Below are 14,704 nucleotides of genomic sequence, written 5' to 3'. Positions count from 1 at the left end.
CCTTTGGCCGGGTTCTTTTATGATGGTTATTATTCAGGACGCTTTACCGCAGAGAATCGTGACTAGATGTTTGCCCAGCAGCATAACTCATCTAGAGCTGTTTCAACTGGTCATTTGAAAAATGTGGGGAGACACAGGTTGCGGTTGGTGATTCTATATATCGACGATAAGCCTCGATACCGTTAGCGCTCTCTGTGTTACTTAATACGGCACCATTTCGAAGCATGACACTGACCTCCTGTTCATTTGTTACGATCTTAATGCTCACAGGCATGTATAGCTGATCAATCAGGGCCATTTGCGTAACTTTTCCCATTTGAACGACTTTTCCGGTTGATGACCACAGCCTGAAGTTCTCCGGCATCCGGGTTATCCGGTCTATTTTCTGCTCTAGTTTGAATAGACTGGAGTTTACTACGGGTATTTCCCCTTTTGTCCAAGTGCTTATCGTAGGGTGGGCGTTGGGAGCTACAATGTTGTCGAAAGGGGCATGAGTCCAGGCAACCATTCTAAGGGTGGCAGGAAGGGTAAAGTAGTCGTTGAGTGACTCCATACAGCTAACCTCTGATTTTCCATTTTGAATTTCGTGGAAGCTCCAGCTTTCTTTCAGACCTGCCTCAGTTTTTGTTCTTCGATGTATCAGCATGTTGTATCCGCGATGATGCACATCGTATAGAACGAAACCGGAAACAACAGAGCCACTCGAACGTTTCTGTATTAGTGTAAAATCAACATACTCAGTTGAGCCGTTGAGTTGTGTTGCTATTTCTCCATCAGCAATGTACCAGTTCGTATCCGAGCGATCGGTTCCAGCGGTATTGATTTCAATCGATTGGTCGCAGCCTGCGATTCCGATACCTAATGCAACCACTAGCATGGCGAGGATCTTCATAATTTGCTCCTTGAAAGCTTGAACTTCAAATATATGAATCGGAGCAGTACGGAATCCATCTATTAATATACGACTGTTATTAACAAATGTTTGATGCAGCTGATTGGTGGGTTCGTTACGTTTGTTCTGGTGGTTCAACCGATCTTATCTTTTGAGAACACAATTGTGGATGCTTACGCACCGAGATCTGAGGCGAGTGACGCGAATCAAAATTCTGTTGGAAGAGATTGGGGATAGACTTACCCTGAATTGATCGGAGGTAAAATTCCTGCCCGCAACCGATATACCACTGGCTGTGCAGTGGTTCAATGATTCCGGACACTGCTAACTAAATCAGCACACCATCCAACTTCTCCTGGGAGAGGCAGGTGTTGCAGCCTCTGATTGACCAGTGCTCACGAACCAGGTTAAAAAAAAGCGCCAACTCTTCAATACTTTCGTAACGGTCTTTTCTCGCCACCAGGTAAATTGGCAATTTCATTCTGTCCCTGGCGACAATCTGGATATCGCCGCGCGCGGCGGACGCAGTGGCAAGCTGGCGTTCAAGTACGCCTAATCCCATACCGGATCTAACCATAGCCAATGTAGAATATTCGTCGTCGGAAGTGGCAACAACATGTATTTGATCATTATCATCGCCGAGCATTTTCTTCAACATTTGATGGTAAGGGCAATGTTCCGCCGGAAACACCCAGGGCAAGCTCGCCAGCTCTCCCAACCGATCGGGAAGCTGTTCGATGTCGCTGGAGGCCGGCGCAATAACGGTTACGTCAATATGGCCGAGTTCTTCCCGGTACAGTTCGGGATGGTCCCGGCCACCGTATACAAATCCGGCGTCCAATTGTCTTCGGAACACATCTTCCTGAATAGCCAATGAATTACTGGTCTTGATGACTGGAGAGACATCAGGCAACGAAGCTGAAACAGCCTTCAAAATCGAGTCCATTTTCAGCAATTCGGGTAATGCATTCAGACCTAGCAGCAGCCGCTTCCTTGTGCTGGATGCCACCGCCTTAGCCGTGGACTTAAACTCTTCGAGGTCACCAATAACTCGATAGGCCAGCGGCAGCATTCTTTGACCAGCTTCCGTTAGCAACATGCCCTGCGAGGTACGTTCAAAAAGTTTTAACCCGGTGACGTCTTCGAGTTGACGAATCTGAGCGCTGACCGCTGCTGGCGTCGAAAACCGGCGTTCCGCAGCCTTCGTCAGGTTACGTTCTTCGGCGATCAGAACAAAAGATCTAAGTTTGTCGACCTGAATATTCATCACATTCCCCTCTCTGGCAAAGTGCGAACGTCGGGAAAAGGGCTAGCTAAACTAACGCCTTAGTACTACCTGATCCCAACGACTAAAGTGCACCTACACCACGGAGGCAAAAGTGTGTGGTGGTGATGACGAGTAGCCGCCGGCCTCTTAAGTCATAGACCCGCTTCTTTACCGTTACCATAACCGAGCTCGAAAAAAACAACCAGTGAAATCCCGTCAACAAAAACTGAATATGCGTGAAAAATCAATTGATGGACCCGCCGGATCTATGCATTTATTTTGGAAATAAGATAAAAAACAGAAGGACAAAGTCGTGGAAAGATCTGACGCTGAAGGTTCCGATCTGCAACTTAGTAGTGCCTCTGCTTTAACTACTTATATATCTTCAAAAGGGAATTTCATATTGCTTACCGTCAGGTTGTGGGGATCGAGATTCAGAACCAGGCATCAGTTAAGGAATAAAGTTCGAAACATGGATATATCCCTGATTGAGAAAGATGTCGGCCTCGCTCCAGGGACTTTGGTAAATGAAGCCTTTAAGCCTTTTTGGAAACCTTGATACGATAATCAACTCTCTAACAGAACTAACAATTATTTACTTTATTTTTATTGTGGGAAAGAATATCAACCAGCTAATCCAGCCTTTCAACAATTAGATTTTAAGATGAAACTCCATTATCTCGAAACTTCTTAGCGACGAAGTGATTCAGATAAACCATTTCTGAGGACTTGGGTGCTAGATAGGCTAGCGAGAATATCTGTGCGGTAGCGTACGCTGACTGCATGCACTTGGGCGTCACTCACGGTATTTACCATATAGGAAGCAACTCCAATGATCACCGTTATTACTACGTTTCGTTTGTCAACGCCAATTACGCAGGAAGAGGCACGAATTATTTTTCTGAGCACGGCTCCGAAGTATCAGGACGTAGCTGGCCTTTATCGTAAATGCTACGTCTTGTCGCAAGATGGCGGCACGGCCGGTGGTGTCTACCTCTGGAACTCGCAGGAAGAAGCTGAGGCAATGTATACCGAAAGTTGGCGCGCTTTTGTGCGCGAGAAGTACGGCACAGATCCTTTGGTGACGTACTTCGAAACTCCTGTCGTCGTCGACAACGTTACGCAAGAGATTCTGTCAGATGAGCAGGCTGGTTCGGCCGCCTAGTCGTTCCGTTGAGCGGCCAGTCCAAGGTAGTCTGAGAAACAGAAAAGCCGTAAAAGGCGCTATTGCCGGACAACTTTCCAAAGCTTCGCGGCTCCAAGATTGCCGCAAGGCTTTGCGTTAAGAGTAAAGAAAAGGAATCGAGCATGAATGCAGTACGAGAAGGATTTGAACCGCTGTCACGCACGAGCCCGTTCACTGAATTGCTCGGCCCTATTTACCAGAAAGTGGACGCAGCTGGCCTGGTTATTGGGCTGGTCGCAGAGGAGAAACATTGCAACGCTCGGGGCATCGTCCACGGGGGTCTTTTGGGTACTCTCGCTGATATTGCTATGGGGTATAGTGCAGCGTTCTCTACAGAGCCGCCGACGCCAATCGTTACCACGAGCCAGACCGTGGATTATGTGGGCAAAGCAGAAAAAGGAGATTGGATTGAGGTTCATACGGACGTTCAAAAAGTCGGGCGCAATACCGCGTTCGCCAACTGCTATTTCCATGTCGGTTCAAAGCGCATAGCGAGAGCCAGCGCAGTGTTCAGCGTCATAGCCTCATGACAAGTCATCGCAAAGGTTTTTTCAGAGGCGGGCAGGGTGGTTATCAGTCTGGCGCTAGAGGCAATGGTTCAGACATGAGAGCGCGCTCGATAACGGATAAATCCACGAATCGTTGAAAAACTGGCAGGTATTGGCTGAAATGGGCGGGCGCGACAGAGATTCAGGAAGGGCTCGGAATCTGCGCGAAGCACCCCTAAAGTGCTTGTTTGCAAGGATCGCTGCACCGACCGCACGAAAGTCTTCAAGGAGTTCTGCGTCAGAGTACGACAAGCCATAAGCTCCGAAAGTGCCAATGACGTCTCCGGGCTTTCTCTTTTCGATCCAGGAACGATTCCTGTACCGGATCCAGTAGTGAAAATGGCGTGATACATGCCAGCCTAATCATCTGGACAAGGAGGTAGTTCCGTTGCTGAGGCGGGCATGCGCCGGATTTAGTACAACATCGGTGGTCAAATCTCTACCAAGGTTGAAGCACAGTACTGCGCATAATGTATATTATGTTAAATGGTATATGTTGCTCTTTAAAGGTAGAAACAGCAGCCCTGGCCAAATTCCCCTCTCTTCCCATAAGCCACCTTCCAAACCATTGACTCTGCATCTACTACAGGGTTTTTGATACCCACTGACGGCGCAGATTTAATGGGAGCATTTCTGAAATGAAAACTGAACTGAAACAGGCTTATAACGTGGAACTCACCGCGGCGTGTGAAGCTGAAGAGTCGCGTAACTTTTCAAAGGCGTTCGCCCACCTTGAGCGAGCTCATATTCTGAGCCAGAAGTATGTTTGGGCGCACACAAGTACCCACATTCGCATGCTCAAACTCGGCTGGCGTACGCGTGACATGCGGGAAGTCGTTGGGCAGCTTACTCGAACGTTCGCCGCATTGTTGTTTTCTCGCATATGGGTTCCCCTTGGAAATACCGGGCGTGCGAACGTCAGTCCGTTTGCGCCAATGCCTTTGCCAGAAGATCTCGCTCGTGTGCTTTATAAAGAGAGCCATCACCAGGCTGAAAGATAAAAACCGACTACGGCTAGCCGTTAATCGACGTAACCACCCACTGCCTGCAGAATCGTCTGTGAATTGCTGGGTGTTACCCAGGCCGCGATGGCATTTCGTTTCTGCCCTTTTTCGGGGAACTCTGGAAGTGTAACGGTCCAGCTTTTCTCTCCAGGTACTGTTATTAACTTCAACACCACGAAATCGTGTGTGAGTTCCCGGCCGCGGTTTTCTCCAGCTTTCACGGATGTTGTTAACCCCATACCGAGTATGGCTATATGCAACTGGCCAGCCTTCTCGCCATCAAATTCCGCCTTAAAGCGGCGTTTGTCATTAACGCTAGCCCTGAGTACCCCAACCTGTTTGGTGTCGTCTGTCCAGGTTCGTTGCCCTCGAAACCATTGGCGCCATTCTTTGTTGTTGATAACGATTCCCGGAGTATAAGACTGGCTAACGTGCCCTTCACGCACATAATTCCGCTGGCGTTCGCTGTAAGCAGCTTTTGCGAACGGGTCTTTCCAGCCAATGTAATCCCAGTAGTCAACGTGGAACGCCATTGGAACGAATTCTTTGAACAGCTCAGGGCTGCTCTTCAAAGAGCTCAGCCAACGATCAGCGGGAGGACAGCTGCTGCATCCCTCTGAGGTAAACAGCTCAACAACGTCGGTTTTACTCGTTCCACTAGTCCACTCTGCGGCGCTGGCAAACGACAGCAGTAAGAAAAGCAACGCAATAAACCATTTTGTCATGGGAACCTCTCATCGGATTAGCCATCTGTATTAATGGATCAGAGCAAGAGGTGCCGGCTTTGGTTCCTCCCCAAACATAACGTTTCTATAACACTTGGTGACGGTTCTTCGCAGGTTGTCGTTTACATAATGTTGCGAGAAACATGGCTTTGTCATGTTTGCGAGGTTTGATGACGGTATAAAATGTGGATCCTCCAACGCAGGAATTTCGGGATTTTGGACAAATGAAAGGCCAGAAGAGATGCCGGTACTTTCAGTACCTACAGCACCTAATGATTCTGATATTTGTGTCGTTTAGTCCGACGTTGCTTGGAGCGAACACCATCAAAATCAGCACCGGGCACTGGCCGCCGTACCTGAGCGAAGATCTACCTGGTGGCGGTTTTGTCTCCCAGATTATTCGTGAATCCTTTGAAAGCGAAGGTGTCGACGTAGAGTTTGCATTTCTTCCCTGGTCGCGGGCGCTGGCAATGACCAAATCGGGAAAATATCAGGCCTCGGCGATCTGGTCTTGCACCGAATCAAGAAGCCGTGACTTCCTGTTCTCTTCTCCTTTACTGCCCTATCAATACGTTTTCTATCACCGCGCTGCCGAGGCTTTTGACTGGGAAGCCCTTGTAGAGTTGAAAGGAAAGAAAGTTGGTCTGACACAGGATTACAGTTACGGCGAAACACTCAGTGATGTTATTGAGAGTGGTCTCGTCGACGCTGACGTCACCACTTCTGACGCGGCTAATTTCAAGAAGCTGCTCCTTGGTCGCATTGATTTGTTTCCCATGGACCCCGTTGTGGGTGAAGCGATGATAAGAAACCAGTTTGCTTCCCAGGCTTATCAACTGACGTTTCATCCCAAACCACTCCGGAAGGCGTTTTACCACGTGCTGTTTAACGCGGAGTCAGCCGGCCTCAGGCAGGCGTTCAATGATGGATTAGCGACGTTGCGCAACAACGGGAGGTACCAAGCCATTATTGAGAAAGCGGTCGCCGAGAACAGCACACCAGTAACTGCGCAGATACTGGAAGATAAACTGGTCAACTGGGACGCCACGGCGGCGCCCTGCTCCCCTCCTCCTGCCGAGTAATGCGAGTTTGATCGTATCGTTAGGTTCCATGCCGTTTAAGACTTGCTTATACGATGAATGCAGCTAAACTCCTATTCAGCTTGCATTTTTCATCGCTGTTTGGCTAAGAAATGTGCCATCCTTGGCAGTGTGACCGTCAGGTTTGTCAGTAGCAGGCCTCGGAGTGCAATCGTTGACTGAATCGTTTCAAATAATGCTAAGAGCAAAGTGCTGAGATTGCGCATGCAGGAACGTCTATCGCCCCTAAGCAGAGCTTTACGCCCCAAGGTGGTTTCGAGGGTGGTAGCCGCCGTTCTTTGCTATTCAACCTCTTCCATCGTTGTTGCCGCGGATGATTCCCTTTGGGACATTCCCTTGGAAGAGCTTGGTCAAATTCGTGTTGTCTCAATCGCCTCTGGAACCGAAACACCTCTCGATAAGGCCGCTGCAATCACTTCGGTCATTAATGCGGACGATATTGCAGCCATGGGCGCCACGGACTTGGACCAGGTACTTGAAACAGTGCCTGGGCTCCATGTGAATCACTCTGATCAGGCGTTCTCGCCCAAATACGTGTTTCGGGGCATTACTTCCAGCAATAACGCCCAAGCGCTTCTTCTTATCAACGGCATTCCTACAACCACCATGATGTATGGGAACCGTGGCAACGCCTGGGGCGGTATGCCCGTGAAGGCCATTGAGAGAATTGAAGTCATTCGGGGCCCAGGCTCGGCTCTTTATGGGGCCGATGCCTACTCCGGTGTCATTAATATCACTACAAAGAACCATCAATCGATCAACGACCAAACCGTCGGTGGCAGAGTTGGCAGCTTTGATACACAGGGAGCCTGGTTGGAGTCGGGCCACCAAATCGGCGATATGGGGCTCAGCCTAGTACTGGAATATCAAACGACGGATGGTTGGGATGAAACTATAGAACGTGATGCGCAGACCAACTTCGACGAAACGTTTGGTACGTCAGCGTCGTTGGCCCCCGGCCCAGTCAATACAGGTGTCGACCAAGTAGATGCTCGATTCGAATTGAGCGGACAGCAATGGACTTTTCGGGCAGGCCTGCAGGACAGAGGAAATCTCGGCACCGGCCCAGGCGTTGCGCAGGCGTTGGATCCTGAAGGACAGTTCTCGTCTCGACGTGTGAATGCCGATTACAGTTATCGGTGGTCTGATCTGGCCGAAGGCCTTGATGTCGAGGCACGGGTCTCTTACTTCAATATAACGCAGGATCCGGAGAACGACATCGTTCTCTATCCACCAGGTGCGTTTAACGGAAACTTCCCTGAGGGCCTGATTGGAAGTCCCGGCTATAAAGAGAATCAGTTTAGGTTTGATCTGAACGCTATTTATCGGGGCCTCGAAAACCACCGCATACACACCGGGATTGGTACTTTGTGGGCGGATCTTTATGAAGTTACTGAACGCAAGAACTTCAACCCGGATTTCAGCCCCAAAGGCAGTGTAGTGGATGTGTCTGATGACCCAACGGAAGTCTGGATGCCTGAGGAAGACCGCACGAACTACTATGCGTTCATTCAAGATGAATGGCAGTTTGCACAAAACTGGCAATTGGTCAGCGGCATTCGTTTTGACGACTATTCTGACTTCGGCAACACGTTAAACCCAAGAGCTGCCCTGATATGGGCAACTACCGATAACATCACGACCAAGCTGCTCTATGGCCGGGCATTTCGGGCCCCATCACTGAACGAGCTATATGTCGCCAATAACCCGGTGTTCATGGGTAACGACGAGCTTGACGCAGAAACCATCGACACGTTCGAGATAGGCGTTTCTCATCAGATTACAGCCCAACTGCTCTACGGGGTTAACCTGTTCTACTATGAGATTGATGATCTTATTAACGCGGTCCCAATGTCAGGGCTCATTGCCACGCAATATAGAAATGCGGGCCAACGTACCGGGCACGGTGGCGAACTCGAGTTGACGTATCAGGTGTACGAAGACCTGTCATTGCAAGCGAACTACGCTTATCAAACGGCAAAAGACGAAGGCACCGGGCAATCGGTTGGCGAAGCCCCTAATCATCAGATTTACACCCGAGTTGACTGGACGGTATCACCACAATGGTTGCTGAGCTCACAGGTAAACTGGGTGGGCAAGCAAAAAAGGGCCGCTGGCGACCAAAGAGAGCCCGTATCGGACTACACCACCGTCGATATGACCCTTCGTACCCGGGGGCTATGGCAAGGGCTGGATCTTTCACTATCCGTTCGTAACGTTTTCGACGAGGACGTGAGAGACCCCAGCCCGTTTGCTGACCCTGCCCCACCCATTCCAAATGACTTCCCCATGCCGGGGCGCACTGTAGTCGGTGAACTCTCCTATAGCTTTTAGCCGGGCACTGACTGCCTAACCTTCCCAGTCCCTTTTTTCCCTGCCATGGTAAACGATACTTTCACAGCGGATCGGGAAGAAGCTACCTTCGCGGCGACTTTTGGTATCCCGGAAACACGGAGCCATTCCTGCTACGAAGCAAGGGGTTAGGATAAGTTGGTACTCCTCGCAACTAAACCCCATGTCAGCAGCTAACGCCGCGTGCACAGCTGCCACATTCATCGAGTATCCGTACGTCGTGTTCAAGTGTTCGTAGACCGAAAACGCCATCTTGAGGTAGCGTCCCTCAGAGAAGCCGTACTCTTTTGCTTTATCCAATGTGAACGCAATGCGTTCATCTGTTGTCGCGAGCGGACGCCCATAACCATAAAGAATTCGCCCTAAGGATTTTTCGTGGTCAACGAATTCCTCTAACATTCCTCCCTCATCGCACCATCTACCTGCTCTGTAGAAGAAATCAAGGGCTCTAACCTCTGGCCGACGGCCGTATATAGAGGCTTCCGAAATACTTAATCCCGCCATGAGCCCCAAAGACGGTGTTGTTCGAACGGAGCCTGCCAAAGCCGCAACGTGATTGGGCCAGATAGATGGGTCCGGATAGCTGGTGCCAACCCAATAGGAGTTGAGCATCTTAGCGACATTCTCTCCTGGGTCTTTCCCAAGAATGCAGTACAGATATAGATGCAGCCATTCCAGGTGATCCAGTTCATGGTGGAGATCCTTACCATGCATAACCACACGTTCTGTCAGAAAGGCTTTTCCGATACGGGTCAGCCAGTGACTTTCTGTTTCAAGTAGCTGCTCATGGTTCATCGTCCGCCCTCCTCGTCTCGCTGTTTAAACGGCCCTGGATCATCTTCCAGTTCAATGGCGGAGCTATAAAATGGGAATTTCTTCCATCCCATTTTACGTTGTTCCAACGCATGGACCGCTGCACCGGGCAGCCTGAGCATGAGATAAAGCATGCTACCCTGGTCGCGATCCAGACCAAGATCAACGAACGCCGCCGCCGCAACAGATGTTATGGATATCGGGCATCCGAAGAACTCCTCCAAGGCCCCGCGTTGTTTTTGCAGCCAGTGCAACGCTCCGTCTTTCGGCGCGAACTGCACCAAAAGTTCCAGCGACTGCAGGAGCGTGGTTGGAATCTGATCACCGTTAGGATCAAACCCTGGAGGATGTTCTATCGCGGGCCATATGTCGGCTCTTTCATCTTCCTCTGGGGCCTGCAGCCTTGATTTCCAGCGATCCACGTCCTGACCACATTCTTCCCATAAGCGGATACAGATCTCCAATTCCTGGGAACCGCCATACAGACCGGACCCAACAGCAAGTGCTGACATAAGTGCGGAGCTATGGTTAGTGGCAGCCACGCCGCCGTTCATAGCCGCACGAATGCTTGCTTCCTTGGGGCCCTGGTTGGCAAGAACCAGGGCAAGCTTCTCAAGTAGCACAGCTTCATCCGGCCGGGGCCGTTCACCCTTGAACATCAATAGTAAATACTCGAACCAACCAGCCTTGGCGATCACCTGGCCATACACATCATAGCCATGACAGTAGCTGGCCTTAGCGGCAAACGGGTTGGACTCTTCCGGCTCTTCAAACCAGAAATCAGAGTGATAGACGTAATCTGAGGGCACGCGATTTCCCCTAAGTTAATTGTCGTTGGGTATCGAGCCGGTTAACACCTTCATTCTCGATCCTAATGGAGGTACCTGATCACCATCGACGATGATATCCAGAAGGCAAGGGCCGGGGCGTGACAGAATTTCGGGTATGTCCAGGTCTATCAACTGCTCCATGGTCTGTACTGTGTGAGACTCAACACCCAATGCTTTGGCCATCATGGCAAAATCCACACTTGGTAGTTGCGTGGCGACCCGTTCCCCTCCGCTCAATTTCTGTCCATGATTGACCATGCCTAATGAAGCATCGTTCAGAACGAGCATCAATACATTCAGGTTTTCCTGGAGCGCAATCGTCAATTCCTGACCTGACATCAGATAGCTGCCGTCTCCCGTAAAACAAACAACCGGCTTGTCCCGGTTGGCTGCGGCCATCCCGATAGAACTGCCGATCGCCCAGCCCATTGCAGCAAACCCCAACCCGATATTGAACAGATTCCTTTCAGCTGGCATGCCTTTCGGGCGCCGAACATTCCAGTAATGAATCCCCCACAGGAAGCTGTTTCCGGTATCCATAAGGACTCGGGAATCCCGGGGGCATATCGTACTCATGAAATTCATCAGTGCCTGGGCTTTAATGCGCCCCGATCTTTCAAGACAAACCTCAGGTTCATCAAAACGGGTATTTTCCGGCAAGGGAGCATCGCTGGTAACTGGCTGTCTGGACTCTCCAGTAGCGTCACCAATCAATTTATCCGCGATCGCTCCAAATACGAGTTTCGGGGAGCCCAGAACTACCAACCTCGCCATTGTTGAACGGCTGAGATGTGAAGGGTTGCTGGAAATATGAATCAGGCGGTCCGACAGTATGGTGGTCGGGTCCCATCCACACGTGGATACTTCATCGAGGGCTGTGCCGATGGCTACGACACGATCCGCATTCTCCACTTTTAACGCGTCGGTCGCGCTATTGTGGCCGGCGAAACCGAATACGCCCCTGTAGAGTGGATGAAAGCTATCTACGAGCCCTTTTCCTCGCGGCGTGGTAACGAGTAGCCAATTACGTGATTCCGCCAACGCTACCAATATATCATTTGCCCCCGTAGCGCCCTCACCCAACACCAGCGTGACCTTATCGGTGCACTCTAAATCGTCCAGCAGCGCCTGGAGGGACGCCTGGTTGGGAGCAACTTCGTGGTTGAGAAAAGCATTTAGCGCCTGATCCTTTACGTTATCCGGAATCCGATGGCGCATTACATCCAGGGGGATCGCAAGGTGTGCCGGCCCGGGTTGATTACTCACAGCATGGCTTACAGCCTGAAGCAGTTTGGTTTCGAGTTGGGCAGGATGCGATACCAGAGTGTTGTAACGCGTACATTTGGCAAACATCTCTACTGTATGAATTCCTGTGCAAGATGTTTCCTGCAATGAACCCTGGCCAAACTTGTCCAGCCCTGTTTGCGCCGTTATGACGAGAATGGGAATGCCGTCCGCATAGGCTGATGCGACACCGGTTAACAGGTTCGTGGCACCAGGACCAGCAGTTGAACAACAGACGCCTATTTTTCCAGTTTCGCGGGCATACCCTTCTGCCATGAAGGCCGCTCCGGATTCATGACGAGCAGTAATGGTCCGAATGCCTCCCCGGCGTTCACTTCTTGCCAACGCATCATAAAATGGTTCAATGCTCCCGCCAGGAACGCCAAACACATACTCGACACCCAAACGCTCCAGGTAGCGTAATATCAAGTCACCATTTTCGAGCATTGATAATCCTTTTGGAGGTTACGTCCATTATTGAAGTGTGAACAAAGGCGGAGAGGTATCTATTCCAGCGGTCGAGGCATGGAAATTCCATATCCCTGGGCGAAGTCGAGGCCCAGTTCAACCAGACGGGCTCTCACCTCGTCGTTCTCCACGAACTCGGCAACCGTTTTGAGTCCTGCGGAGTGGCCAATCCGGTTGCACGCATCGACTATCGACAAATCGATTGGGTCGTCCAGCAGGTTGCGGACGAAACCACCATCAATTTTCAGGTAGTCCACTGGCAGGGCTTTCAGATAGGAGAACGAACTCATGCCCGCGCCGAAATCATCAAGCGCGAATTTGAACCCTCTTCTTTTGGCGGAATTGATGAACCTCTGAGTCGCGTTCAGATTGGCAATGGCGGAAGTTTCAGTAATTTCAAAGCAGATACGCTCGGGAATCAGCTTGTACCGCTCCGCTAACTGGCTGATGTACAGAAACAGTTCCGGTTCGTTAAACGAGCTTCCAGACAGATTAATAAAGAACGTTCCTGTGCTCTCACGCCCGAGCCCAGTGCGATCAAGGTAGTCAAATGCCAGGTCGATGACCTTGCGATCAACTCGTGTCATCAAGTTGAAGCGTTCCGCCGCAGGAATGAAGGCTCCTGGAGGTACGATGTCATCCCCTTCGTTCAGGCGGACCAGAAATTCGGTGCGATAACCGTCGTTGGCTTCTGGCTGAAGGGCAACCATTTCCTGCTGCCATAGGCAGAAACTGTTATTTTGCAGAGCCTGCTGAATTCGGCTGGTCCAGTTCATATCCCGCTGACGTTGCTGCATATCACTGTCATCGGTTTCGTAAAGCTGGACGTTATTGCGTCCCCGATCCTTGGCGGCGTAGCAGGCCAGGTCGGCGTGGCTCAGAAGCTCACCGGCACTGTTGTAGTTTTCGTTGATCACAACCATACCGATGCTGAGCGACACCGAGAACGGCTTGTTCTGCCAAACAAAGCGGAACTCATGGACCACTTCACACAGCTTTTCAGCGACCTTGTGTGCATGAACCGCGTCGCAACCGCGCAGCAGTACTCCAAATTCGTCGCCGCCGAGGCGAGCCAGGGTATCATCAGAGCGAATTTGAAGTGACAGCAATGCGGCGACCTGCTTAAGCAAGTAATCCCCAGCCACATGACCACAGGTGTCGTTTATGATCTTGAACTGGTCAAGGTCAAGATAGAGCAGTACATGATGACGGCCGGTTTTATGGGTGTCTTCGAGCGCCTGCACCAGCCGCCGCTCGAATTCCCGGCGGTTCACAAGATCAGTCAGGCTGTCATGATAAGCCATATGCTCCAGGGCATTCTCGGCAACACGCTTGGCCTGGCGCATGAATCCTTCACGTACTTCCCGATCAATGGCAGGAATCAACCGGGACAGGTTGTCCTTCATGATGTAATCCTGCGCACCGGCTTTCATGGCGGTAACGGCAACGCCCTCGCCGATCGTTCCGGATACGATGATTACTGGCAGGTCCTTGCAGTACTTCTTGGTCAGCTCCAATACCCTGAACGAAGAGAAGCCGGGCATGTTGTGGTCGGTAATGACGATATCCCACTTACCCCGGCGAAGGGCATAGGACAGACGGTCTTCGCTGTCTACCAACTCATGATAGGGGGCTATGCCTCCTTTGCGCATCTCTCGCAGTAGAAGCAGCGCATCGTCTTCTGAATCTTCGACGATCAACATCCGTAGAGGGCTGGCTGTGTCTGTCAATGGCCTTACCTTTTTAAAACGAGCGAACCGCACCTGCCTTCGGCACTTTATTGACAAAAAGCCAATAGCGGGCAAGCAACTTCATTTGTTCCGTAAACTCCCGATAATTGATCGACTTGGTGATAAAGCTGTTGGCACCCAAACGGTATGCATTCAACAGGTCTGCCGGCTCATCAGAGGATGTAACCATAACGACTGGCAGCCAGTTGGTCAGTGGCGAGGACCGAATACCTTTCAGGACCTCCAGGCCACTGACCTTGGGAAGCTTCACATCAAGCAAAACAAGACCGAGCGAATCCAGATCTTTACACGGCTGCCTGGCATCGTTGCCAAACAGGAAGTCCAGGGCTTCCTGCCCGTCTTCTTTTACGATGACAGGGCTGTTTTCGCTCGCACTCTTGAGGGCTCGCACTGCCAGAACCTGATCATCCGGGTTGTCTTCAACCACAAGGATTGAATGGCCATCCATGATTTTATTTGCCCTTTCAATGAATTGCATTAATAG

At 50.7% G+C, this 14,704-nt stretch carries 13 protein-coding genes; 5 read left to right on the top strand and 8 right to left on the bottom strand.

What is annotated here, in order from left to right; all coding sequences use genetic code 11:
- Positions 1-91: 91 nt before the first annotated feature.
- Together ACTRWH_RS03910 and ACTRWH_RS03905 are read right to left on the bottom strand one after the other, a co-directional pair.
- Positions 92-1,030 carry a hypothetical protein gene (locus ACTRWH_RS03910; RefSeq protein WP_339807232.1) on the bottom strand — a complete coding sequence of 313 codons (939 nt, stop codon included), beginning with the start codon at positions 1,028-1,030 and terminating at the stop codon, positions 92-94.
- Between the two features lie 190 nt (positions 1,031-1,220).
- The gene (locus tag ACTRWH_RS03905) at positions 1,221-2,159 is read right to left on the bottom strand and encodes a LysR family transcriptional regulator (RefSeq protein WP_085680654.1); all 939 of its coding nucleotides are present in this window, start codon (positions 2,157-2,159) and stop codon (positions 1,221-1,223) included.
- A gap of 832 nt (positions 2,160-2,991) precedes the next feature.
- Here ACTRWH_RS03905 and ACTRWH_RS03900 point away from each other — a divergent pair.
- The 3 genes from ACTRWH_RS03900 to ACTRWH_RS03890 all read left to right on the top strand — a co-directional run bounded on the left by ACTRWH_RS03900 (position 2,992) and on the right by ACTRWH_RS03890 (position 4,894).
- A complete protein-coding gene (locus ACTRWH_RS03900; protein ID WP_228209667.1) occupies positions 2,992-3,324 on the top strand; it encodes a YdhR family protein in 333 nt (110 codons plus the stop codon).
- Positions 3,325-3,467: 143 nt separating this feature from the next.
- Complete coding sequence (locus ACTRWH_RS03895) at positions 3,468-3,875, top strand: PaaI family thioesterase (protein ID WP_228209668.1); 408 nt, start codon at positions 3,468-3,470, stop codon at positions 3,873-3,875.
- A 656-nt stretch (positions 3,876-4,531) separates the two neighbouring features.
- A complete protein-coding gene (locus ACTRWH_RS03890; RefSeq protein WP_462825918.1) occupies positions 4,532-4,894 on the top strand; it encodes a DUF3703 domain-containing protein in 363 nt (120 codons plus the stop codon).
- Between the two features lie 20 nt (positions 4,895-4,914).
- Here the strand turns inward: ACTRWH_RS03890 and ACTRWH_RS03885 are convergent, their stop codons facing one another.
- Positions 4,915-5,622: a DUF1223 domain-containing protein gene (locus ACTRWH_RS03885; RefSeq protein WP_228209669.1), complete on the bottom strand. Its 708-nt coding sequence runs from the start codon at positions 5,620-5,622 to the stop codon at positions 4,915-4,917.
- 224 nt (positions 5,623-5,846) lie between these two features.
- Here ACTRWH_RS03885 and ACTRWH_RS03880 point away from each other — a divergent pair, with 224 nt between their 5' ends.
- Both ACTRWH_RS03880 and ACTRWH_RS03875 read left to right on the top strand, forming a co-directional pair.
- A complete protein-coding gene (locus ACTRWH_RS03880; RefSeq protein WP_227544224.1) occupies positions 5,847-6,704 on the top strand; it encodes a substrate-binding periplasmic protein in 858 nt (285 codons plus the stop codon).
- A gap of 222 nt (positions 6,705-6,926) precedes the next feature.
- Positions 6,927-9,056 (top strand): TonB-dependent receptor plug domain-containing protein, encoded by a 2,130-nt coding sequence (locus ACTRWH_RS03875; protein ID WP_256713541.1) that lies wholly within the window; start codon positions 6,927-6,929, stop codon positions 9,054-9,056.
- 15 nt (positions 9,057-9,071) lie between these two features.
- Here the strand turns inward: ACTRWH_RS03875 and ACTRWH_RS03870 are convergent, their stop codons facing one another.
- From ACTRWH_RS03870 to ACTRWH_RS03850, 5 genes are read right to left on the bottom strand one after another with little or no spacing between them, the layout of a single operon-like run.
- On the bottom strand, positions 9,072-9,869 hold the full coding sequence (locus ACTRWH_RS03870) for a citrate synthase family protein (RefSeq protein ID WP_305937238.1): 798 nt from the start codon (positions 9,867-9,869) through the stop codon (positions 9,072-9,074).
- On the bottom strand, positions 9,866-10,696 hold the full coding sequence (locus ACTRWH_RS03865; RefSeq protein ID WP_007152173.1) for a citryl-CoA lyase: 831 nt from the start codon (positions 10,694-10,696) through the stop codon (positions 9,866-9,868). Before ACTRWH_RS03865 ends, ACTRWH_RS03870 begins: the two co-directional genes overlap by 4 nt.
- A gap of 15 nt (positions 10,697-10,711) precedes the next feature.
- Positions 10,712-12,448, bottom strand: coding sequence for a thiamine pyrophosphate-binding protein (locus tag ACTRWH_RS03860; RefSeq protein WP_278739973.1), 1,737 nt, complete (start codon positions 12,446-12,448; stop codon positions 10,712-10,714).
- Positions 12,449-12,507: 59 nt separating this feature from the next.
- Positions 12,508-14,199, bottom strand: a complete 1,692-nt coding sequence (locus tag ACTRWH_RS03855; RefSeq protein WP_198324855.1) for an EAL domain-containing protein — start codon at positions 14,197-14,199, stop codon at positions 12,508-12,510.
- A gap of 13 nt (positions 14,200-14,212) precedes the next feature.
- The gene (locus tag ACTRWH_RS03850) at positions 14,213-14,668 is read right to left on the bottom strand and encodes a response regulator (RefSeq protein ID WP_040474253.1); all 456 of its coding nucleotides are present in this window, start codon (positions 14,666-14,668) and stop codon (positions 14,213-14,215) included.
- Positions 14,669-14,704: the final 36 nt, after the last annotated feature.

It is taken from the genome of Marinobacter sp. G5_S1_61_S3, from assembly GCF_054968585.1.
This window is presented reverse-complemented; position numbering and strand designations above follow the sequence as displayed.

Coding starts and splice junctions, on each gene's coding strand:
- ACTRWH_RS03905 (WP_085680654.1), bottom strand. CDS start 2,159: ATGAATATTCAGGTCGACAAACTTAGATCTTTTGTTCTGATCGCCGAA.
- ACTRWH_RS03900 (WP_228209667.1), top strand. CDS start 2,992: ATGATCACCGTTATTACTACGTTTCGTTTGTCAACGCCAATTACGCAG.
- ACTRWH_RS03895 (WP_228209668.1), top strand. CDS start 3,468: ATGAATGCAGTACGAGAAGGATTTGAACCGCTGTCACGCACGAGCCCG.
- ACTRWH_RS03890 (WP_462825918.1), top strand. CDS start 4,532: ATGAAAACTGAACTGAAACAGGCTTATAACGTGGAACTCACCGCGGCG.
- ACTRWH_RS03885 (WP_228209669.1), bottom strand. CDS start 5,622: ATGACAAAATGGTTTATTGCGTTGCTTTTCTTACTGCTGTCGTTTGCC.
- ACTRWH_RS03880 (WP_227544224.1), top strand. CDS start 5,847: ATGAAAGGCCAGAAGAGATGCCGGTACTTTCAGTACCTACAGCACCTA.
- ACTRWH_RS03875 (WP_256713541.1), top strand. CDS start 6,927: ATGCAGGAACGTCTATCGCCCCTAAGCAGAGCTTTACGCCCCAAGGTG.
- ACTRWH_RS03870 (WP_305937238.1), bottom strand. CDS start 9,869: ATGAACCATGAGCAGCTACTTGAAACAGAAAGTCACTGGCTGACCCGT.
- ACTRWH_RS03860 (WP_278739973.1), bottom strand. CDS start 12,448: ATGCTCGAAAATGGTGACTTGATATTACGCTACCTGGAGCGTTTGGGT.
- ACTRWH_RS03850 (WP_040474253.1), bottom strand. CDS start 14,668: ATGGATGGCCATTCAATCCTTGTGGTTGAAGACAACCCGGATGATCAG.